We start from the raw sequence: 18944 nt of genomic DNA, 5'->3' as shown, positions 1-18944 counted from the left end.
CATGGCTTATATTGATAAGCAATATTACGACAACAATTACAATGGTGTTCCCATCGCTGATGAGAGCACCTTTAATCGTTTAGCCGAAAGAGCCAGTGATGTTATCGACCAAATGACTGGATATTTGCTGCATGGCCAAGAGTTTACCCAGTTTGTACAGTTTATTCAGGAGCAAGTGAAAAAGGCGACTGCTGCCCAAATCGAGTACATGGTGACTGCTGGAGGTGAGGTTGCTGTGCATGGCGGCGGTAGCTTCTCATCTGTAAATATCGGGAATTTTAGCTATTCGGAAGGTGAAGGGGCGAAGAATCTGTCTCGAAATGAGCAACGGACAAGCCCGGCAGTCATCGGCTATTTGAGACCAACCGGTTTACTATATCGGGGCGTGAATGTTCCATGATTAAACCGATTCCTAAAAGGGTTCTCATTCATGAGGTCACATATGAGGAATACGCAGGCAATGACGGATGGGGTGAATCCTACAAAGAACCTGTCACTCTTTCAAACGTTCTTGTCCAGCCGGTTTCTAATATTACTCGTTCTAATACTGCAGAGGAAAAGATATTTAAATCCCTGCTGTTTTTTGATGTTGTAAATTCGTACGCCAGTGCTGAATTTACGTTTACGGAAAAATCAAAAGTGACCTTTGAAGGACAGGTGATGACAGTCTCGAAGGTTAATCCTTGCTATGCTTTTACCCTTCATCATTACGAGGTTGAATTGACATGATTTCATTCAAAACAAGAGTCAATCTGAATACTAGCAAGCTAAAAAGCAAGCAAACTGCTGCGAAAAGAGCGGCTCAAATGCAACTGGATCAAGATGTACTGAAAGACTCTAACTTTTTTATTCCGAAGCAAGAGGGATATTTAGAAGCTAGTTCTTTAACACACAGCCGGATCGGAGAAGGTCATATCGAGTGGAATACGCCTTATGCACGGCGATTGTACTACAATCCTCAATATAACTTCTCAAAAGACGTGAACCCGAACGCTCAAGGGTTATGGTTTGAAGCTGCCAAAGCACTTCACAAACCAGATTGGATTGAAAAGGTACGCCGGCAATATGAGAAATACTTCAACGGAAAGTAGGTGTTTGAATGGATTTTTTAGACCGGTTAAAAGAGTTTTTGCAAGCAAATGTGACATTGAATACGCCGATTGTATTTGGCATTCTTGACTCGGCGACAAGTTCAATAGCAATCCGTCAAACACCTTCATCCGTTTTGAATCGCTATTCTGATCAAGGAAAAACGTTTGAATTTAGCTTTCAGGTGCTTGTGAAGGATATCAACCACAAAAAAGCATATGACACGATACAGGCTATTTTTGAAGCACTAGATGGTCTGTCGAACAACGCTATCACAAGCGCTGACGGCAGTTTTGTTTTTATTAATTGTGAGTGCTACACCTTGCCTAACTTTGTCGAAAAAACCACACATAATGAATACATTTACAGCTCAATTTTCAAGGCAGAATTAGAAAAGGGAGGTTTATAGAATGGCAGGATTTGAATTAATGAATAAACATACGTTTGAGATTAATACAACACCCGGCGCTTCACCTGGTACTTTTGCGCGGATCGCCGCGGGGATTACGAATGTTGAGCCGAACAATAACGAAGAACTATCGCAAGACAGATATCTTGATGGGGATGGATATGGTGAAACAGACGTAATTGGTGCACAAACAGTCTTGACGTTCACTGGCCACCGAAAATATGGAGATGCAGCGCAGGATTTCATTTTCAGCAAATTGCTTGAACTTGGGCCATCACGCCGTACTGAATTTCGATGGACTGAACCTGATGGTGGAATTTTCGAAGGAGAATGCACAATCGCTAACATTTCTGGTCCTAGTGGGGATGCGGGAAGTAAGGGAGAGATAAGTTTCGAAATTCACTTCAATGGTAAACCTAATTACATCCCGCCAACACCTTAATAGAGTCGCTTTTTAGCGGCTCTTTTTTCATATTTAAAGGAGGATAACAAATGAGAAAGTTTGAATTCAAGAAAACATATGAAGAAGTTGAAATATCAGGGAAAGTGTACAAAATCGAATTCAACGATGATAAATTACGCGAATATCAAGAGAAGTTTCTCTCATTTCAATCGGATGTAGATGAATATGTGAAAATCGACGAAACAAAACTGGAAAAAGACGAACAATGGGAACATTTTGAGAAAGGAAAAAAACTTGCTCGAAATCTCATTGATACGCTGTTTGGTGAAGGGGCATTTGATGAACTATATGAAAAAGGCGGTCGTTCACTTGCTAATATGTTTGACCTCATTTGGTATTTGGCCGAAATTGTGAAAGAACGTAGCGGACGGAACAGAGAGGAGAAACGGCAGCAGTACGTGAAGCGTAAAAATCACGTGAACCAAAAATGAGCTTCACTCTAACATCTACATTCGACGATGATTGCTTTGAATACGAGGGCAAAGTTTTTCATGTTGATATGGCATTCGATAACATTTTGCGCTTGTTCGAAATGTTTGACGATGATTCATTGCTTGAGTGGGAAAAGATTCTATGGGCGCTTGAAATCCTCATAATTGAATACGACGAATTGCGGGAAATACCGTTTGATGAACAGTTTGAGCTATTCAAATTTTTGATGAAAGAGTATCTTGAAATCGATTTGGAAAAGCCTGCTGAAGAACAAAAGAAAATCATGGACTACAAAAAAGACGCGGAACTTATCTATGCGTCTTTTTTTGCTGTTTACAAGATTGATTTGTTTAAACTTCACGGCAAATTGCATTGGAAAAAGTTCCAGGCTTTGCTCACTCATTTAGATGACAATTCCCCGTTCAAACAAGCTATTGGCTATCGGACTATGAAAGTTCCAACAGCAAAAGAAGCTTCAAAAGAATATATTCAGCATGTCCGTAAGATGAAACAACTATATGCGCTGGAAGATGAACAACGAAATGTTGATGCTGTGTTTGATGCTCTGGTTCAAACCTTCAAGGCAGGCGCAAAGGTGGTGAAGCAAGATGGCTGATGGTAAAGTTGTGATCGATTCCGAGATTGATGACAATGGGATATCTAGGGGTATCAAAAACATCAAAGATAAACTACGGGACTTGGATACAAGCTTAATTCGCACAGCGGCACTTGGTGCAGCCATTCAAATTGCTCCTGCTGCGATACCTGCATTCGCGTCACTTACAGCCGGAGTTCTTGCTCTCGGTTCCGCGTTTGGTGCGGCGGGGATAGGTGTTGCCGGATTTGGTGCAGTCGCTGTTCCGACATTGAAAGAAGTCTTTGAAGCAAACGAGAACATTCTGAAAGCCGAGGAAAAGCTTGCAAAAGCTGATTCAGCGAAAGAAAAAGCCAAGGCTATGGAAGAATTGAAAGCTGCTACTGCCGGGCTTTCTGACGCACAAAAGGAAGCTTTGAAGTCCTATCAGGAATTCACTTCTTTTTGGGATGAGTTTGCTGGGAGATTTCAGGAGCCGGTCTTAAATCTGTTTACAAGCGGTCTCCAATCTTTAAAAACCTTGCTCGAATTATCCGAACCGGCTATTCAAGGCGCAGCAAAAGCATTCGATTCACTTATGAAATCACTGAACCAGTCACTAGGCACCACTGAAGTCAAAGCCTTTTTTGACTATGTCGGCAAAGATGCAGGACCTACTATAGAGAACTTCGGGAAAATGGCCGGTAATATGTTGCTTGGTGTCATGAACATTATGAGGGCTTTTAGTCCACTATCAAACGAGATGCAGGGCGGATTGTTAGAACTAACTGAACGATTTGCGGAATGGTCAGCTTCACTTAGCGGATCCGCAGCCTTTCAAGCATTTGTTGACTATGTGAGAGCGAACGGGCCTCCGATACTATCAATTATCGGGAATATTGCCGTGATAATTTTAGAACTCAGTAAAGCCTTTGCGCCATTTGGTTCCGTGGTTCTGGATACAATTAACGTCATAACTGGGTTGATTGCACAGTTTATACAGGCCAATCCTGCGATCACGGCAACAGGGGCTGCGATTGCTATGTTAGCAGGAAAAATCATGGCTCTGTCACCGATAATTGCACAAGTGGGTTCTTTTTTTGCGGGTGCGGTGAAGTGGTTTTTGCCTATTACAACTGAAGCGGGTGAAACAATCACAGTATTAACAAGATTGCAAAGCGCTTTTGCGATGCTCACCAGTCCGATCGGTTTGATTATCGGCGCAATTACAGGTTTGATTGCAATTTTTGTTGCTATGTATCAAACAAATGAACAGTTTAGAACAAGTGTCACAACTATATGGACAGCTATCCAATCAACAATTAGCACCGTAATTTCTGCAATCGGTGCTTTTATTATGCAAATATGGGGCCAAATTAAAGCATTTTGGGACCAAAATCAAAGTTCTATTTTAGCTGCAACGCAAAATGTTTGGTCGTTCATACAGGCCGTAATAAATACATCGTTAACCGTGATTATGGCGGTATTTAAAGCAATATGGCCTGTTTTGAAATTCATTGTAGTAAGCGTATGGGATAGCATCAAAGGCGCAATTCAAGGTGCATTGACTTTCATACAAGGACTTATTCAGCTGTTTTCTGGCATTTTGACTGGCAATTTCTCAAAAATGTGGGAAGGAATTAAGAATATTTTTGTCGGTGCCATACAAGCCGTTTGGAACATTTTTAACCTAATGCTTTATGGTCGAATACTTAGTCTTGGAAAAGCCCTATTCACCGGTTTAAAAACCATCGTTCAAGCTGGATGGAGTTATATAAAATCGCTGTTCCAAGGTAGCGTTTCAAGTGTTTCAACACTTGTATCAAACGGATTTACAACCATTAAGACGATCATCAATTTTACGATGAACTCAGTAAAATCCATTATCACCGGTATTTGGAACGGCATAAAAGCGACAACGACAAACGTAATGACCGGCATAAGATCAGTCATTACGGGCGTTTGGAATGCCATTAATAGTATCATTTCAACCGTTGTCAATTCTTTAAAGGTAATTATCAGAGTTGGATTTCAAACGATGAAGAATGTTGTGAATGAGGTATCAACTAATATCAAGTCCATTATCACAAGGGTATGGAACGATATAATCTCATTCTTAAGGGGTATAGACTTATTCAGTATTGGAAAAAACATCATTCAAGGTCTTTACCGAGGAATCTCCAGTATGGCTGGAGCGATTGTAGATAAAGCAAAGGATATAGCGAACTCTGTAATAAGAACATTCAAATCGGTTCTCGCTATTCATTCACCATCTCGCGTCATGCGTGACGAGGTAGGTGTTCCAATCGGTGCTGGTGTCGCAGAAGGAATCAAAAAGTCTACGAGTAAAGTAACCAAAGCAGCGGCAGCACAAGCGAAAGCAGCGCAAAAGGCGTTTGAAGAGGCGTTCAAATACGCGCAGTACAAGTTCAAAATGGGTAAAATCGACACAACCGAATACGTAAGGGAATTGCGTTCGTTGTTGAAACGGGCGAAAACAACCGATCAAACTCGTAAAGTCAATCTTGAAATCAAGAAGGTTCAGGATGCTCAAGCGAAAAAGGACGCGGAAATGGCTCGAAAGCTATTTGAGCAAGGTAAACAGGCGATTGATTACGAAAAACAAGTTCGTAACGTGTCCCTCGAAACCGAGTTGAAGTGGTGGAACAATCTTGCAAAACAATTTAAAAAAGGGACCAAAGAACGATTGGAAGCCGAAAAAGAGTTTTGGCGCGTGAAAGACGAGATTACCAAACGCAATTTTGAGAACGAGAAAAAGTGGTTTGAAGAAAAGAAATATTACGGTCAGCTTTCTCTTGTTGACGAACTAAAATCATTAGAAACTGTCGCCAAGCGATACAAAGAAGGTACAGAGGAACGTAAATATTGGGAACGCGAAATATATCGCGTCAAGAAGGAAATCAACGATAAGCTTTTAGCTGCAAACAACGAATATGCCCAAAAAGTGAAAGAAATCAACGAGCGTTTGCAGCAGGACGAGCTCAAGGCTAAAGAGGAATACGAGCAGAAAGTCAAAGAGATTAATAATCGCCTCTTGGAAGAGGAACGAAAACTTACCGAAGAATATGAAAAGGCGGTTGATAGCCGCGCAAAATCGTTGTATAGCTTTGCTGGGATTTTTGATGAAATCAAAAGGAAAAGTGATGTATCCGGACAAGGGTTACTCCAAAACCTTGCAGATCAGGTCGGTGCATTCAAAGACTGGCAAGGCAATATTGTTTCTTTATCAGCGCGGGGCATTGATGATGGACTTCTTCAAGAACTTCGGGAAATGGGACCGAAAGCGGTTGATGAGATTGCGGCGCTCAACTCTCTTTCTGATGAAGAGCTGAATCAGTACGTTCAGTTGTGGCGTGAGAAAAACGCATTGGCAAAAACGCAAGCAGTCAACGAGCTAGAGGGAATGCGCCAGGAAACACAAGCGAAAATTCAGCAGTTACGTGTTACGGCAAGTACTGAGCTTGAACAAGTAAAAATTGAATACAATAATAAAATCGCTGAGTTACGCGCACAGGCAAATGCACAGTTAGAACTACACAAGAACGAATGGATGGCCAAAGTGAAGGAGATCAGCGAAGGTACAAAAACAGAGCTCAATCTCATGTCTGCGTCAATGAGTGATATAGGGAAAAATTCGATGCAAGGGCTTATCGATGGTTTGAACTCTATGATCGGTCCACTCCAAAAGAAAGCGCAAGAAATCGCTGCTATCGTCGAGAATACCATGAAATCTACACTCAAAATCAAATCTCCTTCTCGTGTCATGCGGGATGAAATAGGGAAATGGATTCCTCTTGGTCTTGCAGAAGGTATCACAAGAAACATCGGTGCAGTTATTTCAGCAACCAATCGAATGGCGCAGGCGGCGATTCCATCACTTTCAATCCATCAATTTCCAGTTGGAGTAGGAGCCAATGTAAGAAGTCTTTCGAACTTACCGAATAATTCACCTGTTCAATCTCCGGGAGGGGCGATTATATTGAGAGTAGATTTGGACGGAAAAACCATTGCTGAACAAACCTATCCAGACATTAATCGTTTACTTTATGGTGATATGAGGAATGCCGCCCGAACAGGTGGAACATGGAAGAAACTCTAAGGGGGTGAGCACATTGCCAACTCAAAATTTCAAAGTCGGAGAAATGCTCAACAAACGTACCCGTAATAGTAAAACATGGATAAACTTTGATGGATCATATACAACGGAAATATATACCGGGCCCGTTCACTTCGAAGATGAAAACGGCAATTTACACAATATTAATACGGATTTATTTGATGAAGCCGATTTTGATCTGATAGATGAACCAGTGGCCAAAGAAGGCCGAGAGCGGTTTAGAGAAGCCAGAGAGCGGGCAAGGGAAGAAAAAAGAAAGAACAAACTCAATCGTGATCTGTACGACTTTCAAGGACTGAAAGTCCCTTTTGATGTGAAACTGCCAAGAAACTTCAAGCGGGGTTATGTTGTTGGTAAAGGGCAGAATAAGCTGAAGTTCAAACCGGTTGGAGCAAGTCCGGCCCGAGCACATATCGAACCAGACAAAAAGAATTGTGTACACTATCAGGACGCATGGAACGACACAGATGTTTGTCTCGAAGTCATGCCAAACGGTGTGAAAGAGACAATCATTCTGAAAAGTGACCGTGCGCCTTTTTCTTTTTCGTTTGAAGTTGACGGTCCTTTGGAAGATGATTTAACCGCAGGGAATTTAAAACTACAAACCGCATGGTTAGAAGATGCCAACGGTGAGCGCCGGGATGTTGCGCAAACCATACGGCGTGAAGGGGATAAAACATTTATTGATTTAGTTGCAGATGTAACGGGGTTAACGTATCCAATCGTGATTGATCCGACTGTTACAGTTACATTTGATAATACAAGTAATTTTCATGATGCTACGGTTGCAAGTGACATTAACGCCAACTCAAATTATGGTTTTAGCGCAGCATTCTATGTGGGGCAAGAATCTGGATTTAAGTATAGAACATATATAAAGTTTTCGCTGTCAACTATCCCGGCAGGAGCTATCATAACCGATGCTAAATTATATGCACGACTATCAGCATATGCCGTTTCTGATTCACCAATATGTGAAATGTTTAGACCACTGGCGGATTGGGACGAAAGCATAATTACATGGAATAACCAACCACCATTTGATGCTACACCATTTGGTAGTATTAATTTATTAGCTGGTAGCTGGAATGAATTCAATATTACACAAGTGGCGAGTGACTGGAGTAAGGGGATATTACCCAATTATGGAATTATGCTAAAAACAAACCCGGAAACGGCAAGTCATAAAGGTTTCGATTCGTCGGAGTCGAGTAGCAATAAACCTTATGTTGTTATAACGTATAATATGCCCCCAACCGCCCCAACCGTCACAAGTCCAAACGGCGGGGAGACATGGAATGCTCAACATACAATTATGTGGAATCCGTCAACTGATACTGAAACAGCACAAGGTTCCCTAAAATACCAAATCCAATTATCCACCGATAACGGTTCGACGTGGAAAGATATTGTACCGTTGACGAGTGCAGGGGCAACAAGTTACACATACGATTTCACGAATGAGCTCGAAACATCGACGGCTAAGATCCGTATCCGTGCTTATGATGGCACATCATACGGCCTTTGGGATGAAAGTAACGGTGTTTTCACCATTCAACACAACCAAGCACCGACTGTGCCGACGAATCTTTCACCAAGTGGAGGAACACCGAAAGACCGTGGATCCGTTATTCGCTTGTCATGGCAACATAACGATGCAAACGGTGATCCACAGGCAAAATTTGATTTACAGTGGCGACTACAAGGGGCACAAACGTGGAATACCGTTACTCAAGTCACGACAAATCAATATTGGGATGCGCCAGCAAATACATTCCCTCGAGGTACAATTGAATGGCAAGTGAGAACGTATGACCAAGCTAGTCTATCTTCACCTTATAGCAACATCCAAACATTTTTTGCAGGAGACAAACCCGCGAATCCAACGATTATCGACCCTACTAACGGTGCAACAGTTCCTGTTGCGAATCCTGTTGTTCAATGGAGTTCTGTTGGCCAAACTGCTTATCATGTGAAATTGCTGGACAGCAACAACAATTTATTGTGGGAAATCCAAGCGAATAGTACGAACAAGGCTCAAACGGTACTGTTCGATTTACAAAATAACACTGACTACAAAATACAAGTCGCAATTAAAAACACTGATAATTTGTGGTCGGATTTTGTAACGTCAAACATTCACGTTTCCTACACACCGCCGGCTGTTCCGATTGTTACAACAACAAAAGGAGAAGGGGTTATTATTGTTTCGATTGATAATCCAACTCCAAGCGGAACGGAGCCTGCTGTCTCATACAATGACTTATATCGTCGGAAACAAGGTGAAACAACATGGATACGAATCGCAACAAATATGGCTGATGCTTCTTTTATCGATTACACCCCTGCATCTGGGCAAGTTTATGAATACTTTGTGCGTGCATGGGGAGACAACGGAACATATTCCGATAGTTTGATAGTCGGTGAATCTATATCTTTTACAGGAGTATGGCTTCATGAAGCAGCCAATCCTTTAGAAACACTTCGTCAATTCAAATTCGTGAGTGATCGAAGTGAAAGTTGGCAACCGACTGCGGCAATGATGCAATTCGCAGGGCGAAGATTGCCGGTTGCTGAATATGACGATACCGAGCAATGTTCTGTCAGTGTAAAGCTAAACTTGCTTAAAAACAGCGGTGATCGAGAAGCTCTTGAAAAATTAATTCGTTGGAAAAATACACTTTGCTATCGAGACGGACGTGGTAGAAAAATGTTCTGCCATGTATTCGAATTGCCAATTGAAGACGAATTCTACGGAAATACCGTCAGCCTTAAATTTGAGGAAGTTTCCTATACGGAGGAAGTATAGTCATGCTTTCGCTAGTCAACTATCCATATTCGCGACAAGAAATCATCGATGTTCTTCACGGAAAATATGGACAACGGCATTTCAAATTTCGATATGATTTGCTTGATAAAGATGATAAAAAAATAGGTGAATTAGATTCAGTAATAGATGGGGAAGTCAGTATGGATTCCCTTGCTTCTATAAAGAGAACAGCAAAATTTCAATTAAAAGACCGTGGAGAAATAAATTGGCTTAGTGATCGAATACAACCTTTTGCTCTTTTGCGTATGAGAGATGGAAAATATATTGAGTTTCCTTTGGGAATTTTTTTACTGAGCAGTCCCACAAGAAAAGATTCAAATAAAAATGTGTATAGAGATGTTGATGCGTTTGATGGCCTTTTAATACTTCGTGATGACAAGTTCGATTCAAGATACACTGTTACGGAAGGCACAAATTATCGAACAGCTGTCATAAATATCTTAGCAAGCGCAGGAATCATCAAACACAACATCGAGCAAACAGACAAGGTGCTGCCGGTAGATATGGAGTTTGAACCGGGTAAAGAAAAATTGGAAGCAGTCAACACTTTATTGACGGCAATCAATTACACACCGATTCATGTCGATGTGTATGGATATTTCACCAGCATGACATATAGAAGCCCATCTATCCGTTCGGCTGAATACACTTACAAAGATGGTGAATTAAGTATCATTTACGCAGGCATGGAAGAAGAATTGGACCTTTTTAATGTGCCAAACAAATGGGTAGTCACATGTTCGAACGCGGAGCAGTCGCTGTTTTCGACATACACGAACGACAATCCGAACAGTCCTACATCTACTGTTAGTAGGGGGCGGACAATTGTTGATTATCGTGAAGTGACTGACATCGCCGATCAGCAATCACTTGATGCATATGTCCAACGGATTGCTTTTGAAGCGTCACAAGTGTACGGAAAGCTCACTTTTGAAACAGCGTTGAATCCACTTCATGACTATATGGACGTGTTGGAGATTGATTATTCTCCTCTCGGAATCAAAGGGAAATACAGTGAGACAAACTGGACAATGCCATTGAAAGCCGGCGCTCGAATGAAGCACGAAGTCCGGAAGGTGGTGTCCATATGATAGATCATGAGTTTTTTATCTCGAACTTCATGAACAAGAAAAAAGAAAAAATCATTCAATTTGCGAGGGTGGACCCGAATTACACAAGCGGTCGCCCTCGTTTGATTTTTGATGGGGAAACGGTTGTAAGTGGAAAAGCATACCCGTATTTGGCAAGTTACACTCCTGCAGCGAACGATCGGGTAATGCTTGTAAAAGGCGTTGTGGTTGGAAAAATTGTGTAGCAAAATGAGATTGGGGGTTTCCAAATTGGAGCAAAAAGATTATGAAAGAATTGCAACACTAGAAACCCAATTGGTTGCATTATCGAAAGGCCTTGAGCGGATAGAAACGAAACTTGATGCTTACAGCGCAAACTTTTTAACTAGGAATGAAGCCGATATTAGGTTCAAACATTTCGAGGAAGAACTTAAAGAAGTAAAAGAAAATAAACGTGCAAATATTTCTTTGTTTGTGAGTATTGCAGCAGTAGCAGTGACTTTTATTTTTAGTTTATTAAACTACTTAAGACAATAAAGGAGAGATTCAAATGGAATCCATTCTTTCAATCGAATTTACGGCATATGTCGCATTGGCAGTTCTACTTTATGCAATTAGGCAAGCGGCCAATCTTTCGAATCGCTATATACCGATTACGGCAGTTGCACTAGGCGTTGCTTTCTCAATCTTTGAGAACAACGCTTTTTCTTTTGGAGTGTTAGTCAACGGGCTGAAATATGCGTTATACGGCATTGGTTCGGTCGCGGCGATTAAATATGCAATTGAAAAAGGAGGACAAAAAAATGTTTAAAATCTCACTTTCGGCAGGCCACGCTAAAACAACTCCCGGAAAACAAACTCCCGATGGAACTATTAAAGAGTGGGAATTCAATTCAGCTGTTGTCAAATATTTGATGGCAGGTTTAGCAAACTATGAAAATGTTGCGTTTTTGCGTCTTGATGATCCGACAGGGCAAAGGGATATTCCACTTCAAGAACGTTCAGATAGAGCAAATGCCTGGGGTGCGAATGTTCATATTGATATTCACGCTAACGCAAACGGAAGCACCTGGAACGATGCAAGAGGAATTGAAACGTTTGTTTATCTAACTAGACCAAAAGAAGCTGTTGCTTTGGCTGAAAAAGTACAAGCTAACTTAATCAAAGCAACAGGATTGCAAAATAGAGGGGTAAAAGCAGGAGATTTTCATATGCTCCGTGAAACCAAAATGACTGCAATTCTCGTAGAAGCTGGGTTTATGACAAATCGGGAAGAGGCGAAATTATTGAAGTCAGATAATTACCGCCGGATTGTTGCTGGTGCTATTCTGGCGAGCCTAGTCGAACAATACTGTTTGAAGAAAAAGTCTTCTCCAAAACCGCCAACAACGAAAACACCCAGCAAACAGGGCTCATACAAAGTCCAGGTCGGCGCATTTTCAGAAAAAGCCAATGCTGAACGACTTGCATATGAGTTGAAGAAAAAGGGATATCCAGCTATAGTTGTCAAAGCATAATAATAGCCCCTCTCCTAGAAAGGAGAAGGGCTATTGTTTTTTTCATGCTATTATAAGATTTTTTCTTCTGTTGACCTCAAATAAAAAACGATCTTTAATCATATCATTTATTTGCTTTGTTGAGTTTACAAATCGAATTGACTTCTTTATAAAGTCGAACTCATATTCATTTAGTAACTCAATAAACGCTGTATTAACAAATGAAGATGTAACACCATCTATATCTTTAAAAGAAACTGTAATGTTGTGTCCTTTATCAAGATGAGATTTAAGAATGTCTTTTATGATCTTCCCATCTTCATTGGAGTAACAACGTCCTACATGGTTACTAATTTGAACTAAAACCATTCGAACTCCTCCTCATTATCTTGAATATTTTCAATAGCATCTGTTCTAAGGACAACTTCAATAAAAGTACCAGGGTAGAACCCATTTTTAAGAGTTGCGATCTTTTTAATCCCATTATACCCTTTAATACAACTTAATATACCATAATTTGAATGAATATGAACAGCCCCTCCATTATTATTTACCACGTTTTCAATTAAAGTATGTAAACCAGCTCCTAAATTTCTTGGGGAAGTTTTAGATGTAAAACCTTCTACGGTTGCTTGTTCTATGGCGTGGTGATCTTGAAGACTAGGTTTAATACGTCTTATGTTGTTTGGTATACCTATACCAAAATCCGAAATTGCAATTTTAATTTCATTTGCTCTTGGATAATGCTGAGCAAATATACAGCCGGTGTTTTCTTGTGCGTGGTCATTTATATTATTAAAAATTTCCCCGATACTCATTCTGATGTTAACAAGTGATTTAGGAGGGATACCCAACTGTTGAGACAACCAATATGTAAAATCCATATTGAGCCATTGGTAACTATTTTCATAAGTAACAAGCTTAAGAGGAATTGTTGTAGGTCGTATTTCTGGGTTATCGGTAATAGTTTGACCAATATACCTTTCAAAGAATCTCGAATCATCTAAATATTGAAGAGGGTCATTTTTTCCACATATAATTCTTTCGGGACATAAAATATTTGTATTAACGCCCCTTCTTACTAACCATTCAAACAAGTTACTTAGAATTGTTATTCCTGAAGGTTCAATAAACTTTAAATGGGAAAAATCAAAAGTAATTGTATGATCTTTTGGATTTAATTCGTAATCAATTACAGAATTCAGTAGTTCATACATAGTATGTCTGGTGAAATTCGAAGGTAATCTGACTTCCATTACTAATATTCTCTCCCTTTAGCATATGTATAATAATGTATTATGATTATAACACTAACATCTGTAAATTTGTGGATAAAAATAGGACTTTATTACTCGAGAGGGGTATTTTTTATATATTGAAAGGAATTTCAATTTCAATGAGGAATAAACAATATTAGGGAGATGGGGCATATGTTTAAAGTTTTAGGTAAACTGCGGTGCGGAATTTGTTCAAAACCGGTTGAAATAGATGATAAAGTATTCTTAGACGAGTTGAATACTATTACACACCAAAAATGTTATCACAAAACCTCAACACAAATTCCGATTAAAGATGAAGGCACGTTCAGAAAAATGCTCCTGAAATATCCGTTTTTTAAATAGAAAATCCTTCTCAACTGAGAGGGGCAAATTCTTTTATTTTTTTGTGAAACTAATCAACAAAAACTGTTGATTTTTTTCTCGGGACAAGTTAATATGATGATAGAAAAAATTTCATATTAGAAAGGAGGAACAATACGTGTTAACTCCATTTGGAAAGTTTTCCAGAAAACTTAGAATTGATAATGGCGAGCTTTTAAAAGACATGGCAGGTAAACTAGGAGTTACTTCATCTTATTTATCTGCTGTGGAAAATGGTAAAAGAAATGCTCCTCATGAATGGATTGATAAAATTTCAGATCTGTATTCTTTGAGTCCTGAAGATCGTAACGATTTAATGCAAGCTGTTCAAGCTTCACAAAAAGTTGTTAAGATTGATTTTGAAGGAATAAGCAGTGAGGATAGAAATGCCATACTAGCTTTAGCCAGAGAGTTTAAAAGTTTAGATGAAGGCGATAAAGAAAAGATAAAAAACATCCTCCTGAAAAACAAAAAAAGGAGGGGTTAAATGACTTTATATATTGCCAAACCTACATCCAGAAGGAATATTAGGGAATTAGCAAACACAATAAGGAAATTAGCAGGGATGTATAATGAAAAGTATTTCCCTGTTGTTGAATTCTTAGAGTGGGGACTTCCACAGATGGATTCTTTATTCACACCAGAAATTGTGTCTCCTGGTGAAATGAAAAACGAATATGCAGTAACTTATCCAGAAAAACATTTGATTCGCATTCAAGAAGACGTGTATGAAAGAGCAATTTCAGGTAGTGGAAGAGATAGATTTACAATAGCCCATGAGATAGGGCATTATATTATGCATCAGCCTGGAAGTATTGCACTTGCTAGAAGTTTAAATGTTGAAAGTGTTCCCCCATATAAAGATCCGGAGTGGCAAGCGAATACATTTGCAGGTGAATTACTTGCCCCGCCGCATATAATTAAAGGCTTAAGTGTGAAAGAAATAGCTATGTGCTGTGGGGTTTCGCTCGATGTTGCAAGAATCCAATTACAAAATATTTAAACAAGGAGGGTTCACATGATAAGCAATAAAAAAAGCCCTTGCAGAGGGCCAACGCTTGTTTAACAATCGTGTTTAGGATAATGAATAGTCGCTACATTTAAACTCAATTTTGGCGAATTGATATGATAAATGTATCATTATCTTTGCCTCTCTGCAAGGGTTTTAAACAAAATTGCAGAAAGGAATTGATAATTATGTTAATTTGTAGAGCTTACATTACAGTAAAAGGTAGAAGGATTTATGCAAAAGATGTTGGTAAGAAAGCTTTTTGTTGGGAGGTAACTCCTGAAGAGCATAAAGAATACCTTGAAAAGAAAAAGAAGAAAAATAAAAAATAAATAGAATTATTGATGGACTTTGCGACTGAGTCCATCTTTTCTTATCTTTTCTTAATAGAGGAGGAAAAAAGATGGATGTGTTATTTGATATATTTAAGAATCGTCCAGGAAAATCAGTAAGTTCATTGATCGTCGCAATCGTGAGTTTTGTAACACTTATTATGTTTCAAGAATTAAAAGTCGAGACATTAAGTGAATTTGTTAACTATATTAGTAACAATAAGGATAGTAAAGCATTATTATTAACATGGGGATTTAACCTTTTTACTTTTGGGTTCCTTATTTTAATGGGAATATTATGGATTAAAGATATAGTAAGAGATAACTATTTAGATATTTCCCCCGAAATAGGAAGAATAGTATCTTTTATTATAGGTATCTTGCATTTTGCTTATTCGGTGCTTTTTCTTCAATATATTTTTTCAAAGCTATTAGGGATTGTAATTGCTGTAGTAATTGTTTTGGTAATTATTAATGGAGATTCTTCGAGAAGACGATAAAACCATTTTAATAAAGCCCTTCTCACTTGAGAGGGGCATTTTTTATTTGGAAGGAACTTTAAACTTTGTTAACATAATTAGATTTAAAACTAATTATCGCTTACTTTTAACCTTTCTTATAAAGAAAGCAGTAAATGTGATAACTGCACCTATTATTATAAGGAGAATAGTTACTTTTGTCCAAATACTATACGAATAATTATTATGCCGAAGTACTCCATTAGCAATTACTGAACCTAAAACAATTAATAAACCAAACCATTCAATTGCTTTTATTTTTTCAATACTAATATTCTCCGTATCTAAGAAAACGTTTTATTAATATGTTACTATAAAATTCAAATTCCTATCAAATGAACTACCTTAATTTAATAAAATAACAAAAAATAACCCTTCCATACAGGAAGGGCTTTTCCAAAATATATAGGGGGGTTCCCTAATATATACCATAATTTGTTTATATTTAGCAATGTATCACCAAAAATCTATATCCGGAATAGGTGTCTTATTTATTGCCCGGACTTCTTCTGTTATGTCCTTCTCATTGTCAACAATCACCTTCTCAATACGTGTATCCCGATACCCTGTCTCTCTCTTGATCTGTTGGATCCATTCATAAGCGATTCCAGGAATATCTTCTTCTCTTCGAGCCGAAAAGGATCCAGACTGCATTAGCTTTTGACCTTCGATATCAAGATGAACTGTTAGTTTGATCTTCATTTACATTCCTCCTTACATTAAATTATACAAACAAACGTTCGAAAATCTACTGGAAATAGAACGAACGTTCGTATATAATGATAAAAAAGGAGGTCTGATCGATGAACGGCTTATTAAAAAGAGCTTTGGAATCGGGTGAAACATTAGAAATGATTTATCTGTCTGACAAAAATCAATTGAGTCAGCGGAAAATCAAAGTAGTTGATATTTCATCAAACACTTTTCGAGCATATTGTTTTTCAAGGCGGCAACCAAGAACCTTCAAAAAAAGCAACGTTTTATCGATCGGGCCTGTACGGAAAAAGTTTAGGGAAGGAGCTTAACATGCATTATTTTTTTGACGATTTGACAAGAGAAGAACGAATTCAGAAGAGGGAAGAAGAGATTTATAATCTAATAAAGAATCATATTCAAAAAGTAGGATTCCCACCGACAACAAGGGAATTGGTTAGAAAAAGTTCAATTAATTCGACAAGCACAATACATTCATATTTAATCCGACTTAAAAATAAAGGTCTAATCGATTGGGTACCAAAAAAGCCAGGCACCCTACACCTTGTTGAACAAAAAGAAAGCTCTGCCAGTTAGCAGAGCTTTTTACATCCAAATCTTTTCGGTCTTATTGTATGTCTTGTTTCAAAAATTCTCTCGTCAGCACAATAAGATTACCATTACAATTCTCTTATACGTTTGCGTATTTCTGACGCAACACTGGTAGGGTCATCTATCTCGAAAATCACATAATTATACTTTTCGTGTCCTTCTAACTCAATAATTAACAGAGGAACTCTGTTCTCGTAAGAAAGAAATTACCACTCATTAGCGTATTTAAAACTTCCCTCGAAAATATTTAACGCCGAAAAAGAAGTTCCAGGCATCCGAAGCATCCACTGCGGAGCATCAAAATAATCAACATAAACACTCTTGATAGTGCTGTAAGGCATTTTTAAGTTGAATTTGAGCGCGAATAGTCCTGTTACTCCATTCAACTTTAGAATTACACCTTCATCATCAAATTGTACTTCCCTTGCCACACTTTACCCCCTTAATGAAAAAAGTTCTTCGGATTATTTGGTGGAATGATGTTTCAAATTACTCTTTTAATAAAATATTTTATTTATCATTCCACTTAGGCATATGTTTTATTGTGTAACTTTTGTATTAAGTAATTTTAATCCCAATGAAATAAAAATAATTCCAGTGAGCTTATTTAACACTGATGCAACTTTCGAATTCTCTCTTAGTTTGTTAGTAGCCATAGAAGCAAAATAAGCTGTGATTAGACACCAAGTTCCTCCAGTTACAGCAAACGTAAGACCTAGAATAATAAAAGGTATTGGGCTGGTAACACCTGCGTCAGTGTGAATGAATTGAGGGAGAAATGCTAAGAAAAACAAAGCAACTTTTGGATTAGTAACGTTTGTTATCATACCTTGTAAGAATATTTTTTTATTAGCTTCTTTTGGTAAGGATTTCTGTTCATTTGCTGTCTTTTTTGCCATTATTGTCTTAAAACCTAGATAAACAAGATAGATAGCACCTATAATTTTAATTAAATTAAATAAAAAAGCCGATTGAATTAAAATAACCGATAAACCAAAGGCAGCCAATAACGTATGAACAACTACACCAGCAGTGATTCCAAGGGCTGAATAAATCCCAGCAGTTCTCCCTTGAGAAATACTTCTACTTACTATATACATAGTATCCGTACCAGGCGTTAAATTTAGCAAGATTGCTGCTACTAAAAACATTTCAAAATTAACAATCCCATCCACATTGAACACCCCTAATATTTTCTGATTATTCATTTATTTTAGAGTAAAATTTATTCTCAATCAATTATCGTGTAACTATATTTTCTACTTATTATCTTTTAAGAATTTTCATCCGTTAGTTTAAAAAGTATTATTATCGAATTTATGTTTTTTAATATAGCAGAATAAGTTTCTAATAGAAAATCCACTACAAAATCCGAATACCCATGAAAAATTAATGAGTACTCTCTAAATTTATCATAAACTATCTAAAATTAGATTTATACGTATATTTCCTAAACCAAGTTAAATTATAAAACCAAACAATGGTTTAAGGATGTGGGTGGGAAATGGATTTACTTTTAATTGCAGGCATTTTATTTCTGTTGGCTTGGATATTTTGAGTTTGTTTAGGCATCCGATTATTTGTTTTGGATGCCTATTTTTATTTTTCTAATTTAAAAGTTACATAGAAATAAAAACAA

25 protein-coding genes and 1 pseudogene are annotated in these 18944 nt (G+C 38.2%); 21 read left to right on the top strand and 5 right to left on the bottom strand.

Annotated elements, in window-relative coordinates:
- The first annotated feature begins 1 nt into the window (after position 1).
- From PB1_RS15145 to PB1_RS15080, 14 genes are read left to right on the top strand one after another with little or no spacing between them, the layout of a single operon-like run.
- The gene (locus tag PB1_RS15145; RefSeq protein ID WP_004438517.1) at positions 2-400 is read left to right on the top strand and encodes a head-tail connector protein; all 399 of its coding nucleotides are present in this window, start codon (positions 2-4) and stop codon (positions 398-400) included.
- Complete coding sequence (locus PB1_RS15140; RefSeq protein ID WP_004438514.1) at positions 397-729, top strand: putative minor capsid protein; 333 nt, start codon at positions 397-399, stop codon at positions 727-729. The genes PB1_RS15145 and PB1_RS15140 overlap by 4 nt, the downstream gene beginning before the upstream one ends.
- The gene (locus PB1_RS15135; RefSeq protein WP_004438511.1) at positions 726-1091 is read left to right on the top strand and encodes a minor capsid protein; all 366 of its coding nucleotides are present in this window, start codon (positions 726-728) and stop codon (positions 1089-1091) included. The genes PB1_RS15140 and PB1_RS15135 overlap by 4 nt, the downstream gene beginning before the upstream one ends.
- Positions 1092-1099: 8 nt before the next feature.
- Positions 1100-1498, top strand: a complete 399-nt coding sequence (locus tag PB1_RS15130) for a minor capsid protein (RefSeq protein WP_004438509.1) — start codon at positions 1100-1102, stop codon at positions 1496-1498.
- A 1-nt stretch (position 1499) separates the two neighbouring features.
- Complete coding sequence (locus PB1_RS15125) at positions 1500-1940, top strand: phage tail tube protein (protein ID WP_004438506.1); 441 nt, start codon at positions 1500-1502, stop codon at positions 1938-1940.
- A 50-nt stretch (positions 1941-1990) separates the two neighbouring features.
- Entirely contained in the window at positions 1991-2392 is a 402-nt protein-coding gene (locus PB1_RS15120) for a hypothetical protein (protein ID WP_004438503.1), read from the top strand.
- Positions 2389-3009 (top strand): Gp15 family bacteriophage protein, encoded by a 621-nt coding sequence (locus tag PB1_RS15115; RefSeq protein WP_004438499.1) that lies wholly within the window; start codon positions 2389-2391, stop codon positions 3007-3009. The genes PB1_RS15120 and PB1_RS15115 overlap by 4 nt, the downstream gene beginning before the upstream one ends.
- The gene (locus tag PB1_RS15110) at positions 3002-7087 is read left to right on the top strand and encodes a hypothetical protein (protein WP_004438497.1); all 4086 of its coding nucleotides are present in this window, start codon (positions 3002-3004) and stop codon (positions 7085-7087) included. Before PB1_RS15115 ends, PB1_RS15110 begins: the two co-directional genes overlap by 8 nt.
- Before the next feature lie 13 nt (positions 7088-7100).
- Positions 7101-9914, top strand: coding sequence for a DNRLRE domain-containing protein (locus PB1_RS15105; RefSeq protein WP_004438494.1), 2814 nt, complete (start codon positions 7101-7103; stop codon positions 9912-9914).
- 2 nt (positions 9915-9916) lie between these two features.
- Positions 9917-11026, top strand: coding sequence for a hypothetical protein (locus tag PB1_RS15100; protein WP_004438491.1), 1110 nt, complete (start codon positions 9917-9919; stop codon positions 11024-11026).
- On the top strand, positions 11023-11250 hold the full coding sequence (locus PB1_RS15095) for a hypothetical protein (protein WP_004438489.1): 228 nt from the start codon (positions 11023-11025) through the stop codon (positions 11248-11250). Before PB1_RS15100 ends, PB1_RS15095 begins: the two co-directional genes overlap by 4 nt.
- Positions 11251-11275: 25 nt before the next feature.
- Positions 11276-11542, top strand: coding sequence for a hypothetical protein (locus tag PB1_RS15090; protein WP_004438486.1), 267 nt, complete (start codon positions 11276-11278; stop codon positions 11540-11542).
- Positions 11543-11555: 13 nt separating this feature from the next.
- Positions 11556-11816 (top strand): hypothetical protein, encoded by a 261-nt coding sequence (locus PB1_RS15085; RefSeq protein ID WP_004438483.1) that lies wholly within the window; start codon positions 11556-11558, stop codon positions 11814-11816.
- Positions 11809-12522, top strand: a complete 714-nt coding sequence (locus PB1_RS15080; RefSeq protein ID WP_004438478.1) for an N-acetylmuramoyl-L-alanine amidase — start codon at positions 11809-11811, stop codon at positions 12520-12522. Before PB1_RS15085 ends, PB1_RS15080 begins: the two co-directional genes overlap by 8 nt.
- A gap of 42 nt (positions 12523-12564) precedes the next feature.
- On the opposite strand, the gene PB1_RS15075 is transcribed toward PB1_RS15080, so the two are convergent.
- Both PB1_RS15075 and PB1_RS15070 read right to left on the bottom strand, forming a co-directional pair.
- Positions 12565-12870: an STAS-like domain-containing protein gene (locus tag PB1_RS15075; protein ID WP_004438476.1), complete on the bottom strand. Its 306-nt coding sequence runs from the start codon at positions 12868-12870 to the stop codon at positions 12565-12567.
- Positions 12861-13757: an ATP-binding protein gene (locus PB1_RS15070; RefSeq protein ID WP_004438474.1), complete on the bottom strand. Its 897-nt coding sequence runs from the start codon at positions 13755-13757 to the stop codon at positions 12861-12863. The genes PB1_RS15075 and PB1_RS15070 overlap by 10 nt, the downstream gene beginning before the upstream one ends.
- Before the next feature lie 174 nt (positions 13758-13931).
- Here PB1_RS15070 and PB1_RS15065 point away from each other — a divergent pair, with 174 nt between their 5' ends.
- The 5 genes from PB1_RS15065 (at position 13932) to PB1_RS15050 (ending at position 15982) form a co-directional block, all read left to right on the top strand.
- On the top strand, positions 13932-14123 hold the full coding sequence (locus tag PB1_RS15065; protein ID WP_004438471.1) for a hypothetical protein: 192 nt from the start codon (positions 13932-13934) through the stop codon (positions 14121-14123).
- A 136-nt stretch (positions 14124-14259) separates the two neighbouring features.
- The gene (locus PB1_RS15060) at positions 14260-14628 is read left to right on the top strand and encodes a helix-turn-helix domain-containing protein (RefSeq protein WP_004438469.1); all 369 of its coding nucleotides are present in this window, start codon (positions 14260-14262) and stop codon (positions 14626-14628) included.
- The gene (locus tag PB1_RS15055; RefSeq protein ID WP_004438466.1) at positions 14629-15144 is read left to right on the top strand and encodes an ImmA/IrrE family metallo-endopeptidase; all 516 of its coding nucleotides are present in this window, start codon (positions 14629-14631) and stop codon (positions 15142-15144) included. It begins immediately after the preceding gene.
- A 122-nt stretch (positions 15145-15266) separates the two neighbouring features.
- A complete protein-coding gene (locus PB1_RS17585) occupies positions 15267-15482 on the top strand; it encodes a hypothetical protein (protein WP_155816443.1) in 216 nt (71 codons plus the stop codon).
- Positions 15483-15553: 71 nt separating this feature from the next.
- A complete protein-coding gene (locus PB1_RS15050) occupies positions 15554-15982 on the top strand; it encodes a hypothetical protein (protein ID WP_004438462.1) in 429 nt (142 codons plus the stop codon).
- Positions 15983-16456: 474 nt separating this feature from the next.
- Here PB1_RS15050 and PB1_RS15045 read toward each other — a convergent pair whose 3' ends face one another.
- Positions 16457-16702, bottom strand: coding sequence for a hypothetical protein (locus PB1_RS15045; protein ID WP_004438458.1), 246 nt, complete (start codon positions 16700-16702; stop codon positions 16457-16459).
- A 101-nt stretch (positions 16703-16803) separates the two neighbouring features.
- Between PB1_RS15045 and PB1_RS15040 the strand changes: the two genes are divergently transcribed.
- A complete protein-coding gene (locus tag PB1_RS15040; protein WP_004438456.1) occupies positions 16804-17025 on the top strand; it encodes a WYL domain-containing protein in 222 nt (73 codons plus the stop codon).
- Position 17026: 1 nt separating this feature from the next.
- Positions 17027-17290: a LexA family protein gene (locus PB1_RS15035; RefSeq protein ID WP_004438454.1), complete on the top strand. Its 264-nt coding sequence runs from the start codon at positions 17027-17029 to the stop codon at positions 17288-17290.
- An 83-nt stretch (positions 17291-17373) separates the two neighbouring features.
- Here PB1_RS15035 and PB1_RS15030 read toward each other — a convergent pair.
- Together PB1_RS15030 and PB1_RS15025 are read right to left on the bottom strand one after the other, a co-directional pair.
- Positions 17374-17736 (bottom strand): annotated as a pseudogene (locus PB1_RS15030) (hypothetical protein).
- Positions 17737-17844: 108 nt separating this feature from the next.
- Positions 17845-18480 carry a LysE family translocator gene (locus PB1_RS15025; protein ID WP_004438450.1) on the bottom strand — a complete coding sequence of 212 codons (636 nt, stop codon included), beginning with the start codon at positions 18478-18480 and terminating at the stop codon, positions 17845-17847.
- Between the last annotated feature and the right edge of the window lie 464 nt (positions 18481-18944).

This window comes from Bacillus methanolicus PB1 (genome assembly GCF_000262755.1).
Taxonomy (GTDB): Bacteria; Bacillota; Bacilli; order Bacillales; family Cytobacillaceae; genus Bacillus_Z; species Bacillus_Z methanolicus.
Note: the sequence above shows the minus strand (reverse complement) of the source record. Positions and strands in the feature narration are given on the sequence as shown.

What these genes read in the sequence shown, in the direction of transcription:
- PB1_RS15035 (WP_004438454.1), top strand. Translation starts at nt 17,027, where the DNA reads ATGCATTATTTTTTTGACGATTTGACAAGAGAAGAACGAATTCAGAAG.
- PB1_RS15085 (WP_004438483.1), top strand. Translation starts at nt 11,556, where the DNA reads ATGGAATCCATTCTTTCAATCGAATTTACGGCATATGTCGCATTGGCA.
- PB1_RS15080 (WP_004438478.1), top strand. Translation starts at nt 11,809, where the DNA reads ATGTTTAAAATCTCACTTTCGGCAGGCCACGCTAAAACAACTCCCGGA.
- PB1_RS15145 (WP_004438517.1), top strand. Translation starts at nt 2, where the DNA reads ATGGCTTATATTGATAAGCAATATTACGACAACAATTACAATGGTGTT.
- PB1_RS15110 (WP_004438497.1), top strand. Translation starts at nt 3,002, where the DNA reads ATGGCTGATGGTAAAGTTGTGATCGATTCCGAGATTGATGACAATGGG.
- PB1_RS15050 (WP_004438462.1), top strand. Translation starts at nt 15,554, where the DNA reads ATGGATGTGTTATTTGATATATTTAAGAATCGTCCAGGAAAATCAGTA.
- PB1_RS15070 (WP_004438474.1), bottom strand. Translation starts at nt 13,757, where the DNA reads ATGGAAGTCAGATTACCTTCGAATTTCACCAGACATACTATGTATGAA.
- PB1_RS15075 (WP_004438476.1), bottom strand. Translation starts at nt 12,870, where the DNA reads ATGGTTTTAGTTCAAATTAGTAACCATGTAGGACGTTGTTACTCCAAT.
- PB1_RS15095 (WP_004438489.1), top strand. Translation starts at nt 11,023, where the DNA reads ATGATAGATCATGAGTTTTTTATCTCGAACTTCATGAACAAGAAAAAA.
- PB1_RS15125 (WP_004438506.1), top strand. Translation starts at nt 1,500, where the DNA reads ATGGCAGGATTTGAATTAATGAATAAACATACGTTTGAGATTAATACA.
- PB1_RS17585 (WP_155816443.1), top strand. Translation starts at nt 15,267, where the DNA reads ATGATAAATGTATCATTATCTTTGCCTCTCTGCAAGGGTTTTAAACAA.
- PB1_RS15065 (WP_004438471.1), top strand. Translation starts at nt 13,932, where the DNA reads ATGTTTAAAGTTTTAGGTAAACTGCGGTGCGGAATTTGTTCAAAACCG.
- PB1_RS15135 (WP_004438511.1), top strand. Translation starts at nt 726, where the DNA reads ATGATTTCATTCAAAACAAGAGTCAATCTGAATACTAGCAAGCTAAAA.
- PB1_RS15140 (WP_004438514.1), top strand. Translation starts at nt 397, where the DNA reads ATGATTAAACCGATTCCTAAAAGGGTTCTCATTCATGAGGTCACATAT.
- PB1_RS15055 (WP_004438466.1), top strand. Translation starts at nt 14,629, where the DNA reads ATGACTTTATATATTGCCAAACCTACATCCAGAAGGAATATTAGGGAA.
- PB1_RS15040 (WP_004438456.1), top strand. Translation starts at nt 16,804, where the DNA reads ATGAACGGCTTATTAAAAAGAGCTTTGGAATCGGGTGAAACATTAGAA.
- PB1_RS15130 (WP_004438509.1), top strand. Translation starts at nt 1,100, where the DNA reads ATGGATTTTTTAGACCGGTTAAAAGAGTTTTTGCAAGCAAATGTGACA.
- PB1_RS15045 (WP_004438458.1), bottom strand. Translation starts at nt 16,702, where the DNA reads ATGAAGATCAAACTAACAGTTCATCTTGATATCGAAGGTCAAAAGCTA.
- PB1_RS15120 (WP_004438503.1), top strand. Translation starts at nt 1,991, where the DNA reads ATGAGAAAGTTTGAATTCAAGAAAACATATGAAGAAGTTGAAATATCA.
- PB1_RS15100 (WP_004438491.1), top strand. Translation starts at nt 9,917, where the DNA reads ATGCTTTCGCTAGTCAACTATCCATATTCGCGACAAGAAATCATCGAT.
- PB1_RS15115 (WP_004438499.1), top strand. Translation starts at nt 2,389, where the DNA reads ATGAGCTTCACTCTAACATCTACATTCGACGATGATTGCTTTGAATAC.